The sequence below is a fragment of the Hafnia sp. CBA7124 genome, from assembly GCF_002355555.1.
GTDB classification, from domain to species: Bacteria; Pseudomonadota; Gammaproteobacteria; order Enterobacterales; family Enterobacteriaceae; genus Hafnia; species Hafnia alvei.
Genome location: NZ_AP017469.1, coordinates 3,287,304 through 3,311,809 on the forward strand (window position 1 = coordinate 3,287,304; position 24,506 = coordinate 3,311,809).

Genomic DNA, 24,506 nt, shown 5'->3' on the forward strand with positions numbered 1-24,506 from the left:
AAATTTTGCGTGCTTTATTCACCCACGGGCAAGAACGTGGTGCTTTTGATTTGTTCCATCGCAAAACTGGAAGTGACGTCACTTAAGCCTTTCACCGCATTCACCAATCGCTTATAAAAAGCATCGTAGCTTTTCATGTCCGCAACCTGTACCTGCATTAAATAATCGTACTCTCCAGCCATACGATAAAACGCAAGGATTTCAGGCATGTGCTCAACCTGCTGCACAAAATGATGATACCACTCACTGCTGTGATGCTGGGTTTTGATCATAACAAACGCGGTCAAACCAAGGCCAAGTTTGTCTTTGTCTAACAGCGCCACGCGCCCGACGATATAGCCCTCATCTTCTAGGCGCTTCAGTCGTTTCCAGCAGGGCGTGGAGGTCAAGTTGACCGCATCGGCCAACACCTGCAACGACTGAGTGCAGTCGCGCTGTAAGAGCTCCAACAGTTTTCGGTCTGTTTTATCTAACATATATCACTTATGGAGAAATATTTTCTCTTATTAGGCCAATATGAAGTCTATATAGCAACTTCTTTTTCTGCAAAATCCGATAGTCTTATCCCATACGTTCAGACTGACTCACATAGGCCACTATCATGAACAACGCTTGGGTAAAGCACGCTATCAGCGAGATCGAAGCCGATTTTCAACGCTCGGCAGACACACACCTTATTCGTCTAAATCTGCCTACTTTTCCCGGCATCTATTTGTATCTGAAAGATGAGAGCACGCATCCAACCGGTAGCCTGAAACATCGTCTAGCCCGCTCACTCTTTTTGTATGGACTATGTAACGGTTGGATTAAAGAAGACACCACGATTATCGAAGCGTCTTCAGGCAGTACCGCCGTGTCCGAGGCCTATTTCGCTCGACTGCTGAATTTGCCGTTTATCGCCGTGATGCCTTCATGCACCGCACGTAAAAAAGTCGAACAGATCGAGTTCTATGGTGGACGCTGTCATTTTGTTGACAGCGCCAGCCAGATTTATGCGGCGTCAGAACAGTTAGCCAAAGAGTTGAACGGCCATTATATGGATCAGTTCACCAACGCTGAACGAGCAACAGACTGGCGCGGCAACAATAATATTGCCGATAGCATATTTCGTCAGATGGAACGCGAGCCGCATCCTATTCCTGCTTATATCGTCATGAGCGCTGGCACCGGCGGCACCTCTGCAACCTTGGGTCGCTATATTCGTTACCAAGGACACCCGACTCATCTGATGGTGGTGGATCCTGAAAACTCGGTGTTTATGGATAGCTATCTGCAAAAAGACCGCACCATCACGGGTACCTGTGGCAGCAAAATCGAAGGTATCGGACGACCACGTGCTGAGCCCTCATTTATCCCTGAGGCTATCGACAGCATGATGCGTGTTCCAGATGCCGCCAGCATCGCCACCATCCATTGGTTGCAGAAGATATTAGGCCGCAAAGTCGGCGCTTCGACAGGAACAAACATGTGGGGAGCATTAACGCTGGCACGTCAAATGCGCGATCGCGGCGAACAAGGCGCTATCGTTACCCTGCTCTGCGATAGCGGTGAACGTTATTTAGACACCTACTATGATGCTGATTGGGTGAAAAAGAATATTGGCGACTTAAGCCAATATACCCAACAGTTGGAAGCAATGTAGCTTACCCATTCTGTCTAAAGCAGAAATAAAAAACCGGGCGATACACGCTATGTGTAGGCCCGGCGGCTGTAAAAGAATCCTCGTTATTCGGGGGAATGGTGAGGTTTTTTTGGTGAACTCAGCCAATTGTTTAACTGCTGTGCCACCGCCTGTTGCTGGCAATGACCAATAATCTCTAAGTGCGGCAGGCTGGCTTTGAGCTGCGGCAACGCATTACCCATGATGTAACCTTTTCCGACCATGCCCAGCATTTCTCTGTCATTCATCGCATCACCAAATGCCATACAATCAGCAAGATCGATATCTAGGTGGTCGCATAAATGACTCAGCGCAGAGCCTTTGTTCGTTCCCGCGGGCAAAACTTCTAAGCAATCGTAGGCCGAAAAACACAGATCAACAGCCTTGCCAAAATGCAGGCGCAGGCGTGTTTGTAAACTCGTTAAGGCATCGTGATCGCCACAGAAACAAATTTTACTTATGCCATAAGCCGGTAAAGAACGCAGCGGCGTAATGTGATAGCCAAAACCATTTTCCACATGTGGGGCTAAGAGCTCTGGATACTCAACCGAGGTCAACCAGCCATCATCTCTAAAAACGTGAACCGAGGCGGGCGTTTCCCAATGCGAATGCAAAACCTCAAGCGCAATTTCTGGCACTAAATCACTGGAAAATAAGTTATTACCCTCGCGATCGTGTATCCGTGTGCCATTGCCGGTAATCATATAGCCCTGCAGACCTAATCGACGCGCAATAGTACGCACTTCGAGAAAATGCCGCCCCGTTGCAAACGTCAGCGCAATCTGATTTTCAGACAAGCGGTGCAGCACATCCAAGGTTTCAGCCCCAACCTGATGGTTAGGCATCAACAGAGTGCCATCCATATCAAAGGCCGCTAAACGAACCATACCGAAACCTCTTTTGGTGACGAATAATTTTGTGACGAATACAGTGAGATAAACAGTATGGCGTGGCATTTACGGAACTAATAGTGAACAATTAAAGAAAATTGTTCAGGATTTAGCAATGCGTCTGCTACAGAGGCTTAGCCAATACCAACGTTTAAACCAGTTTGCTGGTGACGATCCAATTCAAACAACCGTTGCTGAACTGGCGGGGGTTTTCTGCTGTAGTGAACGCCATGTGCGTACGTTGTTAGCCCAACTTCAGGCGCTGAAATGGTTGGAATGGCATGCCACAGCAGGACGTGGGAAACGCGCGCGCTTGCACTGTGTCATTCCAGAACAGCAGCTACGCGCAAACCTAATGCAACAACTGCTCAACGCAGGCGATCATCAAAATGCGTTAAAGCTGGCTGAACGAGATCCCATCCATCTCAATGAACTGCTTATGCCACATCTGGGTGGGCAATGGGATTCAGATCTTCCTACGCTGCGTATTCCGTACTATCGAACGCTAGAACCTATCGCACCGTTAGCACTAACCGGACGCGCCGAACAACATCTTGCCCATACCATCCATGCGGGGCTCACTCGCTTTGAAACCGGTAATCCACATCCACAGCCCGATTTAGCGCATCATTGGCAAATCAGCGCCGATGGTCTTAAGTGGCAGTTTTTACTGCGCAGCGATTTACGCTGGCAAAATGGGCAGCCAATCACTGCCGAACAGTTGGTTCAGCGGCTAAAACAGCTGTGCCATCATCCTCGCTGCGGTAGTTTTCTGAGCAGCATCGCGGATATATCACTGCCCCACGCGCTATGTATTCGTTTTACCTTAAAGTGTGCTGACTATTGGCTTGCTCACCGTCTGGCTGATTTACTCTGTCTTTTGCCTCATCCTGATTATCCTGAAATCGGCGCGGGGCCTTTCCGTCAGATCAGCTCCTCAGACATGCTCATTAGACTTGAGCAGCACAGCAGCTATCATCTGCACCGCCCTTACCTGCATGCGATTGAATATTGGATCACATCCAATCCAGAGCAAGCATCAGCAGCGCCCAGCAGCCAGCATCCGGTAAAAATAACCATCGGACAGTACGAAGAGTTAGACAGCGTTCGTCCGGTACAACGCAGCACCAGCGTTGGTTTTTGCTATATCGCTCTTAACCAGAAGCGCGGAAAACTCACTACGCCTCAAAGGCGTTATCTCACAACGCTAATTCGAGAGGAAAATACGCTTAATCATTTGCCGATTGAAAATGGCCTGATCGCACGCAGCAGCGCAATGTTGTCTGGCTGGCCGCTGCCGGAACCTACCCCTGAGCCGATTTTGTTGCCCTCAAAACTCACGCTGCTTTATCACCCACCGGCAGAGCTCACCGCGCTTTCCGACCGGCTACAGGAACGCCTCGCCCAGGCTGGATGTGAGTTAGAAGTGCGTTTCTATGACGGTAAACGTTGGGAGTCTAATGAGCAGTTTGCCGAAGTCGATATTATTTTAGGCGACAGATTAATCGGTGAATCACCGGAAGTGGCCTTGGAGAATTGGCTGCGTATTGATGTTCTCTGGCAGGCAATTTTGAGCGATAAAGAGCAGCAGCAATGCCGCATGGTGCTTGATAGCGTGCAACAGTTAGCGGACGAAACGAACCGCCATCATGCCCTGCGCGATTATTACACCCACCTCATGCAGCAGGGCATCATCATGCCGCTGTTTAATTACCAGTATCAAATCAGTGCACCTCCTCGTGTAGAAGGCGTAACGCTTACCGCCTATGGATGGTTCGACTTCTGTCGGGCATGGGTTCCCGCCCCCACGGATGAATAGTCAGGCTGTTCATCTCCTCCCATAGCCGTTACCATAGACCGCGTTATGGCAGACAATTTTATTGTCTGCCTCTCTTTTTTTAGATTGATATAGAGGTAAGGCAATGAAACGCGCGGTGGTAGTATTCAGTGGTGGTCAAGACTCCACAACTTGTCTAATTCAAGCTTTGGAACGTTATGACGAAGTGCATTGCATCACTTTTGATTATGGCCAACGCCATCGTGCTGAAATTGACGTCGCACGCGATCTCGCCATTAAACTCGGCGCATCAGCGCATAAAGTACTCGACGTTGGTTTGCTTAACGAACTAGCAATAAGCAGCCTTACCCGCGACAACATTCCGGTTCCAACCGAAAGCGAAGACGGTATCCCAAATACCTTTGTGCCTGGCCGCAATATTCTATTCCTGACCTTAGCGGCTATTTATGCTTACCAAGTACAGGCTGAGGCCGTGATTACCGGTGTATGCGAAACTGATTTTTCCGGCTACCCAGACTGCCGTGACGAATTTGTGAAAGCGTTAAACAAAGCGATTGTCTTAGGCATGGCACGCGACGTTCGTTTCGAAACCCCATTAATGTGGCTGAATAAAGCAGAAACGTGGGCGTTAGCCGATCATTACCAAAAACTTGATCTGGTTCGTCAGGAAACGCTCACCTGCTACAACGGTATTCAAGGTGACGGCTGCGGCGAATGCGCTGCCTGCCATTTGCGTTCGCACGGGCTCAATGATTATTTAGCAAACCGCGCGGCGGTTTCTGCAAGCCTGAAAGAAAAAACCGGTCTGTAAGATCAATGTTGGTCACTTAAGCCTGATTTTAGGGGAAGTACACCGATGGGGTCGTAGCAGCTTTAGCTGCCGGAGCGCCCCGCGGTGTGCTAGCCCCGTGTATCTCGATCTCTCAAACGGTCATCACGTTTCAATGAGCCGCTATATTCTCGCATTGGCGGCTCATTTTATGATTTTCACTTATCTCCGCTCAATTCCAGCAGACGATCGCGTAATGCGCCTTCCAAAGGCAATGCTTTTTGCGTTCTCAGATCGGTGCAAACAAACGTTAAAGCAGCATCAATGATAATTTCATTATCCGAAGTGCGAGTGATGATTTGATTTAACACGCCGCTACGGCCATTAAGCTGATGCAGTTTACTTTCCACCACCAGCTCATCATTTAGCACCGCGCCGCGACGATAGTTGATGTTGAGATTCACCACCATAAACGCGATGGCCTCCTTCATCATCCAATCAAAAGCACCATGGTCTTCAAGCCACTGCCAGCGCGCCTCCTCAAGGAACTCAAGGTAACGGGCGTTATTGACATGCTGATAGACATCTAAATGATATCCTCGAACCTTAATAATGGTTGCATTGCTCATCGTTCATGTGGCCTTTTCCAGTATTTGACTGAAGCGACTGCAAACATGCAGTCGCCTGCTCAGCTATTTTTAATTCTTAGCGCACTATTGAAAGTAGCAGAGCGCTAAAAAACCAAACTGGTTAGACCACTGAATTTTGTGCTCGGTCACAATTTTAAACGATCGCGGTTGCGTGCGATTAATGCTGCGCCAATTCCCTTCACCTCTTCCAACTGCTCTATCTGGGTAAAGGCCCCGTTTTTCTCACGATATTCCACGATCGCCTGTGCTTTCTTCAGGCCAACACCGTTGAGCACCGTTGCTATTTCTTCCGCACTGGCCGTATTGATATTGATACTGGTTCCCACAATGCCCGGTGAGGCATCTTTAGTTACCGGTTGAGGATCAGTGGCTTTTTGAGTTTGTTCAACGCTTGGGGCTGTTGGTTTAGCCGTCGTCGCTGCTTGAGCCTGTAACGGTAATAGTAAGGCCCCTGTAAGCAAGGCCCATACACCAATTAATTGCGCCATCATTTTTTGCTTTTTCATGCTGAAATTCTCCTGTTGTGTGTCAGCGAACACAGAGTGCAGCAGGATAAAAAACATGACAAACACCATTCTCTAGATATGGAAAAGGCCGCATAAGCGGCCTTTTGTGATTGCATCAGGATGCAAATTTATTGCGATGCTTACTGCATTTCGCTCGCTGCGCTGCCTAATTTAATTTTGGCATTTGAACGCAGATTATCCATCAGTGAATCGAAGGTAATGCCGGTTGCACCAGTCAACATCTGAGAAGAGAAGGCTTTAAGCTCTTCATTACTCAAATGACCCGACTTAACCGCGTCCAATTGGATCAGCACGATGTTGTCTTGACGATCCTGAGCCAAGCCATAAACCGGCTTGTTGTCTTTTGGCTGCGCCATGGCAAACACGGTATCTGCTAACTGACGATCCTCAGAGGCACGCGTTAAGGTCTGTTCTGCACCAAAGCTAATCCCCGCTGCTTTCAGCGCTTCATCACCTTTGCCAGACTGCAAGGCGCTCAGTAACTTGTCGCCTTCATTACGTGCCTGCTGGATGGCTTTCTGACGCTTCACCATATTGGTGATTTGATCTTTAACCTGATCCATCGGCTTAACGCCTTCTGGCTTATGACCAGAAATACGGATCACGAAAGCACGGTCGCCTTCAGCGCTGATCACATCAGAGTTGCTTCCTGGTGCGCCATTCTCACCGATCAGAGAACCGTCGAAGATTGCCTGAGTAACCGGTTTGAAGTTCAGCGCAGCAGGAACGCTGTCGCGCGTAAACCAGCCAGTTTCAGTCGCCTTCACGCCAGCGGCTTCTTCTGCACCGGCCAGTGATTCATTATCGCTGGTTGCAGAGTCGCTCACTTTTTGCTGTAACGCGTAGTAAGCATCCAGTGCTTTCTGCTGTTTAACCTGAGTGGCAATATCCGCACGGACTTCGGCCAGCGGTTTTACCTGCTCTGGTTTCACGTCATTCAGGCGAATAACGAGATAGCCAACGCTTGATTTTACTGCACCAGATAGCTGACCTTTGGTGGTTAACTTAGCACCCAGAATTTCATCTGGCGTAGTGCCCGGTTCTAACCATCCCAACTCACCGCCGTTTTTACGCGAGATGATGTCAGTGGATTTCTCAGCAGCGACTTTGGCGAAATCGGCACCGCCGTTCAGTTCATCCAATACCGCTTTAGCATCAGCTTCAGTTTTTACCTGAATAACGCTGTAATCTTTGCGCTCCGGCTGGGTGTAGCTGGATTTATGCTGATCGTAATAAGCTGCGATATCCTCATCAGAAACGGTAATTTTGTCCTGAATCGCCGCGGCATCCATTTCGATATAGCTAACCTTCACTTCTTCCGGCGCAATAAAACTATTTCTATTTTGCTCGTAGTAGGATTTCAGCTCTTCATCAGTAACCTGCTGAGCTTTTTCCAACGCTTTGATATCAATCGTTGCCAAACGCACATCGCGCTGCTGCATGGTTAACGCAGCCATAGCTTCCACTTCTACCGGCAGCGTGAAGCCCGTTGCGGTGTAAGCCTGAATCAGCTGTTGGCTGGTGAGCTGCTGGCGAACCAACTGCGCATAGTTATCTGGACTTAATCCCATATTGGCAATGATGTTCAGATATTTAGCATTATCGAACTGGTTGTTAGTCTGGAAGTAAGGCATGGCCCAGATAGCTTCTTTCACCTGCTCATCGCTAATTCCCAGACCCAATTTCTTGGCGTACTGATCAAGCAGAGTGTCATCAATTAGGCGGTTAAGAGCCTGCTTACGCAGCTCTTTCATATAGCCTTCGTTACCTGCCAACACTGAAAATTGGTCGCCCAATTGCTGCTGTAAGCGACTACGTTCGCTTTGAACCGCTTGCTCAAGCTGACCACGGCTAATTTCCTGACCATCGACTTTCGCCGCATAGTCACCGGAACCGCCGGTCAAATAACCCCCTACCCCGGTCAAAACAAATGACACGATGATTAGGCCCAGGATGATTTTGAGCACGACGTGATTAGCGGCCGCGCGTAAATTGTCCATCATAGTGTGGCAACACTCCGCTGTGATTGTGGGTAATACAGTAATTTTTGTCGGCTCAGTCTATCTGATTCGTAGCCAACACTGCACACGTAATACGATAAAATTGGGCTATAAGATCAAAAACCTATCCCATTAACCGAATCGACCTACTGGGAAAGGCTCTGTTTCCATGAAACTTTAGCCATAAAAAAAGCGCATCGGTTACGATGCGCCTTGTATTTTACCCTAGCAACTCAGCCACGTCAGTCTAATGTTTCATTGTTTCCACTCACGTGGGTTCATAACATACAAACAAATTCAGACGGTTGAGTCGGACGCGTTATTAATTAACAGCGTCTTTCAGTGCCTTGCCAGCACGGAAGCCAGGTACTTTGGCAGCAGGAATGCTGATTTCTTTACCTGTCTGAGGGTTACGGCCAGTACGTGCTGAACGTTCGCGCACGTCAAAAGTACCAAAACCGACCAGAGCAACAGAATCACCGCTCTGCAAAGACTCAGTAACAGACGCAATAATCGCATCTAATGCACGGCCAGCTGCTGCTTTAGAAATATCTGCGCCTTCGGCAATCTTATCGACCAGTTGTGACTTATTCACTCTTTCATCCCCTTTAGAAATCTTATGCCGTACTGGAATATTGTCCTTAGGGTACGGCTGCGCTGCTGTTATATCAACCCTGTCAGTTCATGGCAAGACACATGAGATGCGGCTTTTCCTAATTTGACAGGGCTCTAAGTTAGCTGCACAAAAAAATGCTGGCAAGTCCGAAATCGACTGCCAGCATAGGTTTTATCAGCGGTTTATGCGATATATCACTATTTCGCGGTAACCACTTCCATTCCGAATGGTGAATTTTGCAGCGCCAAGGCTAAAACTTCATCAATTCGTTTCACCGGATGGATATCCAGATCGGCCAATACGTTGTCTGGAATCTCTTCCAAATCGCGTTTGTTTTCGTCTGGGATCAGCACGGTTTTAATTCCACCGCGGTGAGCCGCCAGCAGTTTTTCTTTCAAACCACCGATAGGCAACACTAAACCACGCAGCGTAATTTCACCGGTCATAGCTACATCGGCACGCACAGGATTACCGGTTAAGCATGAAACCAACGCGGTACACATCGCAATACCCGCGCTTGGGCCATCTTTCGGCGTTGCACCTTCAGGTACATGGACGTGAATATCGCGTTTTTCGTAGAAATCAGGGTTGATACCCAATTTCTCAGCGCGAGCACGAACCACGGTTAACGCAGCCTGAATGGACTCCTGCATGACTTCACCTAAAGAACCGGTATAAGTCAGCTTGCCTTTACCTGGTACGCATGCGGTTTCAATCGTCAGCAGATCGCCGCCGACTTCAGTCCATGCCAAGCCAGTAACCTGACCCACGCGGTTTTCACTGTCCGCACGTCCATAGTCATAGCGCTGCACACCTAAGAAGTCTTTCAGGTTGTCGCCGTTGATCTCAATATGCTTAACGGATTTATCCATCAGCAGGTTTTTAACCGCCTTACGGCACAGTTTTGAGATTTCACGTTCCAGACTACGTACGCCTGCTTCGCGAGTGTAGTAGCGAATAATGCCGCTGATCGCGCTGTCATCAACCGTCAACTCACCTTTTTTCAGTGCGTTGCGTTCCAACTGTTTTGGCAGCAGATGCTGTTTCGCAATGTTGAGTTTTTCATCTTCGGTATAACCCGACAGACGAATCACTTCCATACGATCCAACAACGGCGCAGGAATGTTCATCGAGTTCGATGTTGCCACAAACATAACGTCAGACAGATCGTAATCAACTTCCAGATAATGGTCGTTGAACGCGATATTCTGTTCTGGATCCAGAACTTCCAGCAGCGCTGAAGCCGGATCGCCACGCATGTCCGAAGACATTTTGTCGATCTCATCGAGCAGGAACAGTGGGTTTTTCACCCCAACCTTTGCCATCTTCTGGATCAGTTTGCCCGGCATAGAACCGATATAGGTACGACGATGGCCACGAATTTCGGCTTCATCACGCACGCCACCCAGCGCCATACGCACATACTGACGCCCAGTAGCACGAGCAATAGACTGACCCAAAGAGGTCTTACCGACCCCTGGAGGCCCTACCAGACAGAGGATAGGCCCTTTAATTTTGCTAACGCGACTCTGAACCGCTAAATATTCCAGAATACGGTCTTTGACGCGCTCAAGGCCGTAATGATCGGTATCTAGAATTTCCTGCGCTTTATTCAGATCTTTTTTGACCTTGCTGCGCGCATTCCACGGAACCTGAATCATCCAATCGATATAGCCACGCACTACGGTTGCTTCAGCAGACATCGGCGACATCATCTTCAGCTTTTGCAGCTCAGCTTCCGTTTTCTCGCGCGCATCTTTCGGCATTTTTGCCGCTTCGATTTTGCGTTTCAGCGCTTCGAATTCGTCTGGCGTATCGTCCATTTCGCCCAGTTCTTTCTGAATCGCTTTCATTTGCTCATTCAGATAGTACTCGCGCTGGCTCTTTTCCATCTGCTTTTTAACGCGGTTACGAATGCGTTTTTCAACCTGCAGCAGATCGATTTCAGACTCCATCATCGCCATCAGATATTCCAGACGTTCAGTCACGTCTGACATTTCCAACACGGCCTGCTTGTCGTTTAACTTCAACGGCATGTGTGCAGCAATGGTATCTGCCAGCTTAGCCGCATCGTCAATACTGTTGAGCGAGGTCAGCACTTCTGGTGGGATCTTTTTGTTCAGCTTGATGTAGCCTTCAAACTGATTAATGGCGGTACGAACCAATACTTCTTGTTCGCGCTCGTCCATTTCTGGAATGTCTAAATATTCAGCCTGTGCAGCAAAATGCTCACCACTGTCGGATAACGTAGTGATTTTCGCACGCTGAAGCCCCTCGACCAGCACTTTGACGGTGCCATCGGGTAATTTCAGCATCTGTAAAATAGAGGCAACGGTACCTACAGAGAAAAGGTCATTTACCCCTGGTTCATCCGTTGAGGCTTCCTTTTGCGCGACCAGCAGGATCTTCTTGTCGTGATCCATTGCGGCTTCTAGGCACCGGATTGACTTTTCCCGGCCTACGAACAATGGAATCACCATGTGCGGATAAACCACCACATCGCGCAGAGGCAATACGGGGATTTCTATGCGTTCGGAACGCTCAGGATTCATAGAGCTCTCTCTTAGTTTAGCTTCCGCCAGGTTATGGGAATCTTACAACCCGTTTTACGTTGTTGCTTCACCCAGTTTGTATCTGAGTATATGGGGATGTTTACCAGGGATTCAACGCAAACAACAACAGAAAAAAAAATGGGAGATAAAATCCCCCATTTTATTGATAACCCATCAGTTTACTGGCTAATTATTCGCCAGAAGCTTGTGCTTCTGGTTTACCATAAATCAGCATTGGCTCCGCCTGACCTTCAATGACATTTTCGTCGACAACCACTTTTTCGACGTTTTCCATTGATGGCAAGTCGTACATCGTTTCCAGCAGCGCGCCTTCAACGATAGAACGCAGACCACGAGCACCTGTTTTACGCGCCATCGCTTTTTTCGCGATAGCCGTCAGGGCTTCGTCACGGAACTCCAGATCGACACCTTCCAGATTAAATAATGCCTGATATTGCTTGGTCAGGGCATTTTTTGGCTCTTTCAGGATCTGAATCAGCGCGTCTTCGCTCAGTTCACGCAGAGTAGCGACAACCGGCAAACGACCAATGAACTCAGGGATTAGACCAAATTTGATCAAATCTTCTGGTTCTGCCTGAGCCAGCAACTCGCCTTCGGTTGCTTTTTCAGACAACGCTTTAACCGTTGCGCCAAAACCAATACCGGTGCCGGTATTCACACGCTGGCCAATGACTTTATCCAAGCCCGCAAACGCACCGCCACAAATAAACAGGATCTTAGAGGTATCAACCTGTAGGAATTCCTGCTGTGGATGCTTACGGCCGCCCTGAGGTGGAACCGCAGCGATGGTACCTTCAATCAGCTTCAGCAATGCCTGCTGTACGCCTTCACCTGAAACATCACGGGTGATAGACGGGTTGTCAGACTTACGAGAAATCTTATCGATTTCGTCGATATACACGATACCGCGCTGTGCTTTCTGAACGTCGTAATCACACTTCTGCAACAGCTTCTGAATGATATTTTCAACGTCTTCGCCCACATAACCCGCTTCGGTTAGGGTCGTTGCATCAGCCATAGTAAATGGCACATCAAGGAAACGTGCTAGCGTTTCAGCCAGCAAAGTTTTACCACTACCGGTTGGACCGATCAGCAAAATATTACTTTTGCCCAGTTCTACACCGTTGCTGCTGTCGCCGTTACGCAGGCGTTTGTAGTGGTTATACACCGCTACCGCCAAGACTTTTTTCGCCTGTTCTTGACCAATGACGTAATCATCTAAATGGTTACGGATCTCATGCGGCGTTGGCAGAGAGCTGCGCTCGCGATGCGGAGCAACTTCTTTAATCTCTTCGCGAATGATGTCATTACACAGATCGACACACTCGTCGCAGATATACACTGACGGCCCGGCGATCAGCTTACGAACTTCATGCTGGCTTTTGCCGCAAAAAGAACAGTACAGCAGCTTGCCTGAACCGTCTTTGCGCTTATCTGTCATCAGTAAACCTCTTTCATTAAGTATCTGTCCCGTCGAATCAGCCTATTACGGCTAAGACCGCTCAACGGCAGTGCGACCAATCTGCGCAAAACGGCCTATCAGCGTAGTCTATGCAACCCATTAGCGCGATGCGAGCATCGCTCCGCGCTTTATATTCACTATAGTATATCGGCAACCCGCCGTAACATGATAGTCACGCTATCGGCGGTTGGACGAGATAATAGCGTATGCGTTTGGTTCCACAGACGTCCTGAATCTAGGCCTTAGTCTGACACAATCAGCCGCGGTGAGTCATTACCGAATCAACCAAGCCGTATTCTACAGCTTCGTCCGCTGACAAGAAGCGGTCACGTTCGGTATCACGCTCGATCTCTTCGAGCGATTTACCTGAATGTTTTGCCATCAGCTCATTCATACGAGCTTTAACCTTCAGGATTTCTTTGGCGTGGATTTCGATATCCGTCGCCTGCCCTTGGAAACCACCCAACGGCTGGTGAATCATCACGCGTGAATTTGGCAGGCAGAAACGCTTACCTTTCGCCCCTGCCGTCAGCAGAAACGCGCCCATGGAACACGCTTGTCCCATACAGATGGTGCTCACATCCGGTTTAATAAACTGCATGGTGTCATAAATTGACATACCCGCAGTAATGACGCCGCCCGGTGAGTTGATATAAAGATGGATATCTTTCTCTGGGTTTTCTGCTTCGAGGAACAGCATCTGAGCCACGATCAGATTTGCCATGTGATCTTCAACCTGACCAGTCAGGAAGATGATTCGTTCTTTCAACAGACGGGAAAAAATATCGTATGAACGTTCGCCACGCGAAGTCTGTTCAACAACCATTGGCACTAAGGCCATGTGCGGTGCTAAATCACGCTCGCCACTGTATGACATTAACCGTCTCCTATAGAAATCACTTTGGCATTATTTGCTTTGATTCTACTGTAGATAAACTATGTTGACCATCGTTGACCATGCCCAACTGTCTGTGTCTGTTGTTATAGGTTAGACACTTAGCCAATATTTGGGGACAGTAATCAAAGAAATAAACCTTTTCCCATAAAAAAACCTTCGCCCAAGAGCGAAGGTTTTTATTACTTCGGAACGAATAAGCCGTTCAGAGCAACATTACGCAGCCTGAGTCTGGTTCATCAGTTCGCTGAAGTTGGTCGCTTTTTCAGACACTTTAGCGCTAGCCAGCAGTGCTTCAACAGCTTGTTCTTCCAGAGCAACATTACGCATGTTGTTCATCAGCTCTTTGTTTTTGCTGTAGAACTCAACCACTTCTTTTGGATCTTCGTAAGCAGAAGCCATTTCTTCGATCAGCGCTTTAACGCGATCTTCATCAGCTTTCAGCTCTTTCTTGGTGATAACTTCACCCAGCAACAGACCTACAACAACACGACGTTTAGCCTGTTCTTCGAACAGTTCGCGTGGCAGTTCCAGAGCTTGTTTCTCGTTGCCACCGAAACGCTGTGCAGCCTGACGACGCAGAACGTCAACTTCACCGTCAATCAGTGCAGCTGGAACGTCGATGTCGTTTGCTTTAACCAGACCGTCGATAACCTGAGACTTGATACGGTTACGTACCGCGCCTTTCAGTTCGCGTTCCATGTTTTTACGCACTTCGGCTTTCAGACCATCCAGAGAACCATCAGCAACGCCGAAACGTTTGATGAATTCTTCGGTGAATTCTGGCAATTCACGTTCTTCAACTTTCTTCAGAACGATATCGAATTTAGCCGCTTTACCTTTCAGGTTTTCAGCGTGGTAATCTTCTGGGAAGGTCACTTCGATAGCGAATTCTTCACCCGCTTTGTGGCCCAGAATGCCTTCTTCGAAACCTGGGATCATACGACCCTGGCCCATTGCCAGAACGAAATCAGAGGCTTTGCCGCCTTCGAAAACTTCGCCGTCGATAGAGCCGGTGAAATCTACGGTGACGCGGTCTTCAGCTTCAACTGCACGTTCGGTTGCAGTCCAAGTCGCCTGCTGCTTACGCAGGGTGTCCAGCATCGCGTCAACGTCAGCATCAGTGACTTCAACAACTGGTTTTTCAACTTCGATGCTTTCCAGATCTTTCAGTTCGATCTCTGGGTAAACTTCGAATTCAACTGCGAAAGAGAAGTCTTCGCCCAGTTTGTATTCGCCTGGTACATAGTTAGGCGCGCCAGCTGGGTTCAGTTTTTCTTTGATGATCGCATCAACGAAGTTACGCTGCATCAGATCGCCCAGAACGTCCTGGCGAACAGAAGCGCCATAACGCTGAGAGATAATGTGCATTGGCACTTTACCTTTACGGAAGCCGTCGATACGTGCTTTTTTAGCCACGTTGACCAGCTCACTGTTTACTGCTTTTTCAATGCTGTCGGCTGCAACAGTAATATTTACGCGGCGGCCAAGGCCTTCGGTGGTTTCAACAGAAACTTGCATCTTATACCTCAAAAAATCACAGTGCTCGGTCAACTCCAGAAGTCATTTTCAACGAAGAAAACCAGACTCCACAGAACCGGGACGGCCGCTTTCAGCAGAACCGTGTTCCCTGTTTATCCCTTCTTACTTGAAGCCGCTACGGTGCTAGCTGCGGTTATTCACCCTAATCGCTTACCGGTGTAAGCTCATCGGGATTCACTCGCTGGCCGCCTAGCAACAACATCAAGTACTTTGGGCGTAGAAGCGTCCCGAATACATTCAGGAAAAAATAGACGCGACATTATAGCGATGCATGAGCAATGAGTCGAGAACCGCACGCCAACTGTCCGCGGCGTGATTCACAGTTTCGAGCGATACCTCAGCAACTCGGGTACAAAATTAGAGCGTTGTAGCACCAAGTCCACGGGCCAAAGTCACGAAATCGCGTGCGCACCTAAGTCATAAAGTTGCTACGCAAAAAGAAACGGCCACTCGGGCCGTTTCTCGTCAAACACGCTATTAATACAGCAAAAACGGCTAAGAGTTCCACCTTCGTGGTAATTTACTTGCCTTTTCGCCGCCTATTTAAGCAAGTTAGCTTAGGCTAGGGTGCCAGCCCCGCGACAGGGCGGTGATGCAGGAACCGTATCTTGCAACGCCTCCCACTCTTTATGGGTGTAGGTATGTAGGGCTAACGCATGTACGCCGTCGGCCAGTTCCTCTGACAAAACGCCATATATAGAACGATGACGCGTCAAGAAGCGCTCACCTTGGAAACGATCGCTAACCATGACAACTTTAAAGTGACTTTCAGAACCTGCCGGTACGTTATGGCGATAGCTTTCATCAACCACCTCAAGATAGAAAGGTTCAAACGCGGCGCGTAACTTTGCTTCTATCTGTTCTCTCATCATAAGATATCCCCTCATACTGCATCGGCAGAAAGAGCGCTGCTCTTAATGGAATGTATTTCCCTCTCGGAACCGCTCAGCCATCACCATTATTTTCAGTGACAGCCCACATCAGGCGCGGACAAGCGCCCAATCGAAAAACACATCTTAACGTTAAGCGTAGCTGTTTTTTTGCAACTAACGCCGCTGCGAAACATTTTTATCGTGTTTTGCGTAGCGTAACTTATAAAAAATTTCTGTCTATCATTCAAATGGGTGGCTTGGAAAGTCAGTTTAATGTTTAAGCAGATAGGCAAAACGCCACCACGATAGTGATTTAACTATCCTTAAGATAAAAATATTTATTGGGGGCTTCAACATCCTAATGGCAATGCTATGATGGCGGATATTTTGTCCGTAAAGTCCGTTGATTCATCATAGTCATACTCAGTCTTAACTCGGTCATAGATGAAGGATGAGCACGGCATCTTCCCACGTAAAAATGGTTATTAACTCGATGAATATGATCACAAAACTGTTTTTCCCGCTTTTGGCCGTTTTCGCTTTGGCCGGATGCGCAACCAGCTCGAATACGATAGACGTTAACCCTAAGATGACGTTGCCGCAGCAGGATCCAACCTTGCAAGGCATTACGATCAGCATTAACGGTGCCGACGTTCGCCAAGATAAAGCGCTGGCAAAAGTGAATCGTGATGGCGCATTAGTCACGCTAACACCTTCACGCGACCTGCGTTTCTTGCTGCAGGAAGTGTTGGAAAACCAAATGACCCAGCGCGGTTATATGGTGGGTCCAAGCGGTGCCGTTGATTTGCAGATCGTAGTCAACCAGCTGTATGCCGATGTAAAAGAAGGCAACCTGCGCTACAACATCACCACCAATGCTGATATTTCCATTATCGCACAGGCGAAAAATGGCAATAAGCAGGTGAAAAACTATCGCTCTGTTTACAACGAGCAAGGTGCATTTACCGCGTCAAACAGCAAAATCACTAATGCCGTCAACAATACTATGTCGGATATCGTGTCTAACATGGCGCAAGACACTAGCATCAGCGACTTCATCAAAGCCAACGCACGTTAATCTCTATGCTCAGAGTCATTCGAACCGTTGGATAAAAGCGCAACCGAATGATAATGGGCATACACCGTTTTCACCCCGCACTGCCCGACCTTGGGCAGTGCATGGGAATCAATTGAATGTCTAATTCAAACTTAGCTATTTTCACCCAACGTAACACGGTCATTTTATTACTGTTGGGTTTTGCCTCAGGCCTTCCTCTCGCATTAACCTCCGGTACACTTCAGGCTTGGATGACCGTTGCCAACGTCGATCTTAAAACGATTGGCTTCTTTTCACTGGTTGGCCAGGCCTACGTGTTTAAATTCCTTTGGTCACCGATGATGGATCGCTATACGCCTTCTTTCCTTGGTCGCCGCCGTGGCTGGCTTTTAGTCACGCAAATCCTGCTGCTAATCACTATTTTTGCCATGGGATTACTCAATCCTATCCAGCATCTGTGGTGGCTCGCTGGTTTGGCCGTCATTGTCGCATTCTGCTCAGCCTCCCAAGATATTGTCTTCGACGCCTATAAAACCGATTTGCTTAGCGCCGAAGAACGCGGAACCGGCGCAGCTGTTTCCGTTTTGGGTTATCGACTTGCCATGCTGGTTTCCGGTGGGTTAGCGCTGTGGTTAGCCGATCGCTATTTTGGCTGGCAGGGTACCTATTGGCTGATGGCTGGCTTAATGCTGATCGGTATATTGGCTACATTATTTGCACCAGAACCTCAGGTATCAGCGCCTGCGCCACGCACGCTTGAACAGGCCGTGATTGAACCGCTTAAGGATTTCTTTGGCCGAAACAATGCATGGTTAATTTTATTACTCATTGTGATGTACAAGATGGGTGATGCTTTCGCCGGTAGTTTGAGCACAACGTTTCTGATCCGCGGTGTCGGATTCGACGCGGGTGAAGTTGGTATCGTCAACAAGACACTAGGGTTGTTTGCCACCATCGTCGGCGCTTTGTTTGGCGGCGTACTGATGCAGCGCTTGTCCCTTTTCCGCGCATTAATGCTGTTTGGTATCTTGCAAGGGGTATCCAATTTTGGCTACTGGCTGCTGGCGGTAACCGATAAAAACCTGCTTACCATGGGCAGCGCTATTTTTCTCGAGAACCTCTGCGGGGGAATGGGCACCGCGGCGTTTGTCGCCTTGTTAATGACGCTGTGTAACAAGTCATTCTCAGCAACCCAATTCGCCCTGCTCTCGGCACTTTCAGCGGTAGGTCGTGTCTATGTAGGGCCGGTTGCGGGTTGGTTTGTTGAATTACATGGCTGGCCGTTGTTCTATCTTTTCTCAATCGTCGCCGCCGTTCCTGGACTCTTGCTGCTGGTCGCCTGCCGCAAAACCTTGGAGTACACGCAAACCACCGGTGAATTCTCGCGCCGAACCCGTTTTGCTCGGGCCTATAAGCTGGCCTCTCAATCACTGTTGGTCGGATGCATTCTGATCGCATTGTGGCTACTGGGGCTAGCCGCAGAAAGCCTCTCTGGTTTCAGTGCTGACGTCATCATGGCTTGGCTGTTAAATATTGGCTTATTGCTGAGTTTATTTGGCATTTTACTTGGCGCAGGTTTAGATTATCGCAGCCAACGCGATCTACAGCAGGTCATTTAATTCCGTTGCTAAATTAATTTAAGCCTTAAAATAATAAAAAAAACGCTGTCTATATTTTAGACAGCGTTTTTTTTATTCTTCACATTTACCGCTTAATTATTCCCTAAATAATTTTTTACTGATATTCCGCTGTATTTTCGCCCTCAAATAACTGCTTATTTTTCACGCTAAATTAAATTTAGCGTCGGAAAAACGAAGAACAAAAAATTAACAAATAGAGATCTCTTTCACGTTTCGTGCCTTCTAAGGGAAGAAATAAGCCTAAATGTAACGAGTTACATGTCCCTACGATCTGTGTCACATATTCCTATTTTAAGCTGGTAATACATGGGCTAACCGCAGATTAGGGGCTAGGCTAAAAGTGACAAAACGTGATTTTCAGAGGCAGAGAAATATCTTTTGTTACATTTACTTTGTTACAACAAAGTGAAAATAAGCCTCTGATTTGATAGCTACATTTCGCCTAAAAGACACCATGAAATGCGACATTTTGAACAAACCAACTGGACTTTTTAAACAATAGAGTGACAGACCTTTAAGAATGTTTACAGATCTGCAACCTTCCCGTAAAATGCCCCTACATTTGGGACGACAGAGAGCCTTCGATTGAGGTCGTTAGATGAGACTCAGTAAATTAAATAAAAGCTTTGGGATATTATCTTTAATCGCAGCCTCAGCCTTGCTGAGCGGTTGTGATATGGCGCTTCTGGATCCTAAAGGACAAATAGGTCTAGAGCAGAGATCCCTGATACTGACTGCCCTTGGGCTGATGTTAATCGTGGTGATTCCAGTAATCGTAATGACAATTGTATTTACGCGTAAATTCCGCGCGTCAAATACCGATGCCAAATACACTCCCAACTGGTCTCACTCTAATAAAATTGAAGCTGTCGTTTGGACAGTGCCAATTATCATTATCGCTATCCTCGCAACATTAACGTGGAAAACGACTCACGAACTGGATCCGTATAAACCACTGGTCTCCGACGTTAAACCGATCCGTGTCGATGTAATTTCACTCGACTGGAAATGGTTGTTCGTTTATCCAGATCTGGGGATTGCAACCGTTAATGAACTGGCTTTCCCAGCCAATACTCCGGTTAATTTCCGCATCACGTCAAACTCGGTAATGAACTCATTCTTCATTCCGCGTTTAGGTGGGCAGATTTACGCGATGGCAGGCATGCAGACCCAACTGCATTTGATTGCCAACGAACCGGGTAAATATAACGGGATTTCCAGCAGCTACAGCGGTCCAGGATTCTCTGGAATGAAATTCACCGCTATCGCAACGCCCGATAATGCCACCTTTGATCAGTGGGTTGCCAACGTTAAGAAAGCACCTAATCAGCTGACCACCATGGCAGAGTTCGACGCATTAGCGAAGCCAAGTGAATATCATCCGGTTGAGTACTTCTCTAGCGCTAATCCTGAATTGTTTGTCGATGTGATTAACAAATTCATGGGTAGCAAGAAGATGGACATGAAGAAAGACGAGCATATGGATATGGACATGGGTGAGCACGCTCACGCAGGAGCCGAGGAATAACAGATGTTTGGAAAACTAACACTCGACGCCGTCCCGTACCATGAACCGATTGTTATGGTTACGGTTGCCGGCATTATCTTAGGCGGTCTGGCCCTTCTGGCTTTGATTACCTATTTTGGAAAATGGAAATACCTATGGACGGAGTGGCTAACCTCGGTTGACCATAAACGTCTGGGTATCATGTATATCATCGTGGCGTTTGTCATGCTGCTGCGCGGCTTTGCCGATGCCATCATGATGCGTAGCCAGCAGGCGCTTGCGTCCGCCGGTGAAGCCGGGTTCCTCCCACCGCACCACTACGATCAGATCTTCACCGCTCACGGCGTAATCATGATCTTCTTCGTGGCGATGCCGTTCGTGGTAGGTCTGATGAACGTCGTTGTACCGCTGCAAATCGGTGCTCGCGACGTTGCATTCCCATTCCTGAACAACCTCAGCTTCTGGTTCACCGTTGCCGGTGTGGTTCTGATCAACCTGTCGCTGGGTGTGGGTGAATTTGCTCAAACCGGTTGGTTGGCCTATCCACCGCTATCAGGTAAGGAGTACAGCCCTGGCGTAGGGGTCGATTACTGGATATGGAGTCTACAGATATCCGGCTTAGGTACCTTGCTGACGGGTGTTAACTTCTTTGCCACTATCATCAAAATGCGTGCCCCTGGCATGTCGCTGATGAAAATGCCGGTCTTCACATGGACCGCATTGTGCACCAACGTTCTGATCATTGCTGCCTTCCCGATTTTAACCGTTACCGTTGCTTTACTGACGGCTGACCGCTACCTCGGCACCCATTTCTTCACCAACGATATGGGCGGCAACATGATGATGTACATCAACCTGATTTGGGCCTGGGGCCATCCGGAAGTGTACATCTTGGTTCTGCCAGTCTTCGGTGTGTTCTCCGAAGTGGTGGCAACCTTCTGTAAGAAACGTCTGTTTGGCTACACCTCGCTGGTATGGGCGACCGTGTGTATCACCATCCTGTCGTTCATCGTTTGGCTGCATCACTTCTTCACCATGGGGTCAGGCGCAAACGTCAATGCGTTCTTCGGTATAGCCACGATGATTATCTCGATTCCGACCGGGGTAAAAATCTTCAACTGGCTGTTCACCATGTACCAAGGCCGCATCGTGTTTAACTCTGCGATGCTGTGGACTATCGGCTTTATTATCACCTTTACCGTAGGTGGTATGACCGGGGTTCTGCTAGCGGTTCCGGGTGCAAACTTTGTTCTGCATAACAGCCTGTTCCTGATTGCACACTTCCATAACGTGATCATCGGTGGTGTGGTATTCGGTTGCTTCGCCGGTATGACTTACTGGTTCCCGAAAGCATTTGGCTTCACGCTGAACGAAACTTGGGGCAAACGCGCATTCTGGTTCTGGATCATCGGCTTCTTCGTTGCCTTCATGCCGCTGTACGGCTTGGGCTTCATGGGCATGACTCGTCGTCTGAGCCAGCAAATTGACCCTGCATTCCATCCTCTGCTGATGGTTGCTGCGGGCGGCGCTGCGCTGATTGCATGTGGTATTGCCTGCCAGCTGATTCAGATTTTCGTGTCTGTTCGCGACCGCGATCAGAACCGCGATCTGACTGGCGATCCATGGGGCGGCCGTACGCTGGAGTGGTCAACTTCTTCTCCACCGCCGTTCTATAACTTCGCTATCGAGCCACAGGTTCATTCGCGTGATGCATTCTGGGAGCTGAAAGAAGAAGGTATCGCTTATAAGAAACCAGAGAAATATGCACCCATTCATATGCCACGTAACACGGGCGCAGGCGTCATCATTGCAGGCTTTAGCCTCGTCTTTGGTTTTGCCATGATTTGGGACATCTGGTGGCTGGCGATTGTCTGCTTCCTGGGCATGATTGCCACGTGGATCGTGCACAGCTTCAACGATGATGTTGATTACTACGTTCAAGTTCCTGAAATTGAACGTATTGAGAACCAACACTTTGAACAAATTAGCAAAGCAGGCGTGAAATATGACAACTGATACTTTACATCATACTCACGGTCAGGAGGCCCATGCGGAGCATGGGCACCACGACGCCGGTGACACGAAAGTGTTCGGCTTCTGGGTCTACCTGATGAGCGACTGTATTCTGTTTGCGAGCTTGTTCGCAACCTATGCAGTCTTGGTCAACGGCACCGCTGACGGCCCATCCGGCAAAGATATTTTTGAACTGCCGTTTGTGTTGGTTGAAACCTTCCTGCTGTTATTTAGCAGCATCACCTATGGCTTCGCCATGCTGGCGATGAACAAAGGTAAAGTAGGCACCGTAAATACATGGTTAGGTTTGACCTTCCTGTTCGGCGCTGGCTTCATCGCGATGGAAATCTACGAATTCCATCACCTGATTGCCGAAGGTTTTGGCCCTGACAAAAGTGCATTCCTGTCTGCCTTCTTTACCTTGGTTGGCACGCACGGTATCCACGTTACCAGCGGCCTGATCTGGATTATCGTGATGATGATTCAGGTAGGCAAAAAAGGCCTGACCGCGCGTAACCGTACTCGCCTGATGTGTCTGAGCCTGTTCTGGCACTTCTTGGACGTGGTGTGGATCTGCGTATTCACCGTAGTTTATCTGATGGGGGCAATGTAATGAGTCACTCACCTACAACGGGTCACCATTCTACAGACAACAACGGTGCTAGCCACGGCAGCGCAAAGTCTTACATGATTGGCTTTATTCTGTCGGTCATCCTCACGGTTATCCCGTTCTGGATGGTGATGGAAGGTACCGCGTCGCACCAAACGATTTTGATTACCGTGGTTGCGATGGCTGTGATTCAGATTTTTGTTCATCTGGTGTACTTCCTGCACATGAACACCTCGTCTGAAGAACGTTGGAACCTGATAGCTCTGGCATTTACCGCCTTGATTATCGCCATTGTTGTCGTTGGCTCACTTTGGATTATGTACAACCTCAACATCAATATGATGGTCCACTAAAGAGCTGCCTGTGATGATGAAGCAATACCTGCAAGTAACAAAACCGGGCATTATCTTCGGTAACCTGATTTCGGTTATCGGTGGATTCTTCCTGGCCTCGAAGGGGAGCTTAGATGTTCCCCTGTTCATCGCGACCATGGTTGGCGTGTCGCTGGTTGTCGCCTCGGGCTGTGTATTTAATAACTACATTGACCGAGACATTGATAAAATTATGGAGCGAACCAAAAACCGCGTTTTGGTGAAAGGGTTAATCGCACCTAAAGTGACATTGACCTACGCTACGCTGTTGGGCCTTGCCGGTGTTGCACTGTTATATGTTGCGGCTAATCCATTAGCCGCGCTGTTAGCAGTGATTGGCTTCATCGTCTACGTTGGCGTGTACAGCCTGTATATGAAGCGTCATTCCGTATACGGCACGCTGATTGGCAGCCTGTCTGGCGCAGCTCCACCGGTTATTGGCTACTGCGCCGTCAGCAACGAATTCGACGCTGGCGCGCTAATCCTACTGGCTATTTTCAGCCTGTGGCAGATGCCGCACTCCTATGCGATTGCCATCTTCCGCTTCAAGGATTACCAAGCCGCCAATATTCCCGTATTGCCGGTGGTTAAAGGGATTTCGGTAGCGAAAAACCACATTACGCTATATATCGTGGCGTTTATGGTTGCTACGCTGATGCTGTCTCTTGGCGGGTATGCGGGCTATAAATATCTGGTTGTTGCAGCGGCGGTAAGCGTGTGGTGGTTAGGTATGGCGCTCTCTGGCTATAAAAAAGCGGTGGACGATCGCGTATGGGCACGCAAACTGTTTGTGTTCTCCATCGTGACCATCACTTGCCTGAGCGTCATGATGTCGGTTGACTTCCAGTCTCCGGCAACAGAAAGCCTGCTTACAATGCTGCGTTGATCATTGAGCCTTAATGATTAATCGTGAAAAGCCGGATATCTCATCCGGCTTTCTTTTTTCCCCTCCCCCACTTCGTCCTGAGTCTGTTCAAAACGGGTCAGGTCAAGTAATCTAGCTCGGCTGTAATAACAATAGATACTATTCCTCGGGAATGCTTTCCACCAATTG

The 24,506-nt window shown here is 48.4% G+C and carries 21 protein-coding genes; 10 read left to right on the plus strand and 11 right to left on the minus strand.

From position 1 onward, the window contains the following. Positions 1-14: 14 nt before the first annotated feature. Positions 15-476: an Lrp/AsnC family transcriptional regulator gene (locus CPY98_RS15125; protein ID WP_025799970.1), complete on the minus strand. Its 462-nt coding sequence runs from the start codon at positions 474-476 to the stop codon at positions 15-17. A 125-nt stretch (positions 477-601) separates the two neighbouring features. Here CPY98_RS15125 and CPY98_RS15130 point away from each other — a divergent pair, with 125 nt between their 5' ends. Continuing rightward, positions 602-1,642 carry a PLP-dependent cysteine synthase family protein gene (locus CPY98_RS15130; protein ID WP_025799972.1) on the plus strand — a complete coding sequence of 347 codons (1,041 nt, stop codon included), beginning with the start codon at positions 602-604 and terminating at the stop codon, positions 1,640-1,642. Positions 1,643-1,725: 83 nt separating this feature from the next. Here CPY98_RS15130 and cof read toward each other — a convergent pair whose 3' ends face one another. Next, positions 1,726-2,547, minus strand: a complete 822-nt coding sequence (gene cof / locus CPY98_RS15135) for an HMP-PP phosphatase (protein WP_046450114.1) — start codon at positions 2,545-2,547, stop codon at positions 1,726-1,728. 118 nt (positions 2,548-2,665) lie between these two features. Here cof and CPY98_RS15140 point away from each other — a divergent pair, with 118 nt between their 5' ends. Both CPY98_RS15140 and queC read left to right on the plus strand, forming a co-directional pair. Then, positions 2,666-4,369, plus strand: a complete 1,704-nt coding sequence (locus CPY98_RS15140) for an SgrR family transcriptional regulator (RefSeq protein WP_096388294.1) — start codon at positions 2,666-2,668, stop codon at positions 4,367-4,369. 103 nt (positions 4,370-4,472) lie between these two features. After that, positions 4,473-5,159 carry a 7-cyano-7-deazaguanine synthase QueC gene (queC, locus tag CPY98_RS15145; RefSeq protein WP_025799977.1) on the plus strand — a complete coding sequence of 229 codons (687 nt, stop codon included), beginning with the start codon at positions 4,473-4,475 and terminating at the stop codon, positions 5,157-5,159. 176 nt (positions 5,160-5,335) lie between these two features. Here queC and CPY98_RS15150 read toward each other — a convergent pair whose 3' ends face one another. The 9 genes from CPY98_RS15150 to bolA form a co-directional block, all read right to left on the minus strand. Further along, complete coding sequence (locus CPY98_RS15150; RefSeq protein WP_025799978.1) at positions 5,336-5,746, minus strand: YbgC/FadM family acyl-CoA thioesterase; 411 nt, start codon at positions 5,744-5,746, stop codon at positions 5,336-5,338. A gap of 146 nt (positions 5,747-5,892) precedes the next feature. Beyond that, complete coding sequence (locus tag CPY98_RS15155) at positions 5,893-6,273, minus strand: ComEA family DNA-binding protein (protein ID WP_046450182.1); 381 nt, start codon at positions 6,271-6,273, stop codon at positions 5,893-5,895. Between the two features lie 140 nt (positions 6,274-6,413). After that, on the minus strand, positions 6,414-8,297 hold the full coding sequence (gene ppiD, locus CPY98_RS15160) for a peptidylprolyl isomerase (RefSeq protein WP_043495006.1): 1,884 nt from the start codon (positions 8,295-8,297) through the stop codon (positions 6,414-6,416). 319 nt (positions 8,298-8,616) lie between these two features. Then, positions 8,617-8,889 carry a nucleoid-associated protein HU-beta gene (gene hupB, locus CPY98_RS15165; protein ID WP_008814266.1) on the minus strand — a complete coding sequence of 91 codons (273 nt, stop codon included), beginning with the start codon at positions 8,887-8,889 and terminating at the stop codon, positions 8,617-8,619. A 218-nt stretch (positions 8,890-9,107) separates the two neighbouring features. Continuing rightward, on the minus strand, positions 9,108-11,462 hold the full coding sequence (gene lon / locus CPY98_RS15170) for an endopeptidase La (protein WP_025799985.1): 2,355 nt from the start codon (positions 11,460-11,462) through the stop codon (positions 9,108-9,110). 190 nt (positions 11,463-11,652) lie between these two features. Then, the gene (gene clpX, locus CPY98_RS15175) at positions 11,653-12,924 is read right to left on the minus strand and encodes an ATP-dependent protease ATP-binding subunit ClpX (RefSeq protein WP_025799987.1); all 1,272 of its coding nucleotides are present in this window, start codon (positions 12,922-12,924) and stop codon (positions 11,653-11,655) included. A gap of 277 nt (positions 12,925-13,201) precedes the next feature. Further along, positions 13,202-13,822 (minus strand): ATP-dependent Clp endopeptidase proteolytic subunit ClpP, encoded by a 621-nt coding sequence (gene clpP, locus CPY98_RS15180; protein ID WP_025799989.1) that lies wholly within the window; start codon positions 13,820-13,822, stop codon positions 13,202-13,204. A 234-nt stretch (positions 13,823-14,056) separates the two neighbouring features. Further along, a complete protein-coding gene (tig, locus tag CPY98_RS15185) occupies positions 14,057-15,361 on the minus strand; it encodes a trigger factor (RefSeq protein ID WP_025799991.1) in 1,305 nt (434 codons plus the stop codon). Positions 15,362-15,939: 578 nt separating this feature from the next. Then, entirely contained in the window at positions 15,940-16,269 is a 330-nt protein-coding gene (gene bolA / locus CPY98_RS15190) for a transcriptional regulator BolA (protein ID WP_172625154.1), read from the minus strand. A gap of 484 nt (positions 16,270-16,753) precedes the next feature. On the opposite strand from bolA, the gene CPY98_RS15200 reads away from it, so the two are divergent. From CPY98_RS15200 to cyoE, 7 genes are all read left to right on the plus strand, one after another. Next, complete coding sequence (locus CPY98_RS15200) at positions 16,754-17,332, plus strand: lipoprotein (protein ID WP_025799994.1); 579 nt, start codon at positions 16,754-16,756, stop codon at positions 17,330-17,332. Positions 17,333-17,448: 116 nt separating this feature from the next. Further along, a complete protein-coding gene (gene ampG, locus CPY98_RS15205; protein ID WP_025799996.1) occupies positions 17,449-18,930 on the plus strand; it encodes a muropeptide MFS transporter AmpG in 1,482 nt (493 codons plus the stop codon). A 619-nt stretch (positions 18,931-19,549) separates the two neighbouring features. Further along, the gene (cyoA, locus tag CPY98_RS15210) at positions 19,550-20,479 is read left to right on the plus strand and encodes a cytochrome o ubiquinol oxidase subunit II (RefSeq protein ID WP_025799998.1); all 930 of its coding nucleotides are present in this window, start codon (positions 19,550-19,552) and stop codon (positions 20,477-20,479) included. Between the two features lie 3 nt (positions 20,480-20,482). Further along, the gene (gene cyoB / locus CPY98_RS15215; protein ID WP_040044358.1) at positions 20,483-22,474 is read left to right on the plus strand and encodes a cytochrome o ubiquinol oxidase subunit I; all 1,992 of its coding nucleotides are present in this window, start codon (positions 20,483-20,485) and stop codon (positions 22,472-22,474) included. Further along, positions 22,464-23,084: a cytochrome o ubiquinol oxidase subunit III gene (locus tag CPY98_RS15220; protein WP_025800001.1), complete on the plus strand. Its 621-nt coding sequence runs from the start codon at positions 22,464-22,466 to the stop codon at positions 23,082-23,084. Before cyoB ends, CPY98_RS15220 begins: the two co-directional genes overlap by 11 nt. Further along, entirely contained in the window at positions 23,084-23,434 is a 351-nt protein-coding gene (locus CPY98_RS15225; RefSeq protein WP_004091690.1) for a cytochrome o ubiquinol oxidase subunit IV, read from the plus strand. Before CPY98_RS15220 ends, CPY98_RS15225 begins: the two co-directional genes overlap by 1 nt. 13 nt (positions 23,435-23,447) lie before the next feature. Next, positions 23,448-24,338 (plus strand): heme o synthase, encoded by an 891-nt coding sequence (gene cyoE / locus CPY98_RS15230; protein ID WP_025800005.1) that lies wholly within the window; start codon positions 23,448-23,450, stop codon positions 24,336-24,338. The last annotated feature ends 168 nt before the right edge of the window (positions 24,339-24,506 follow it).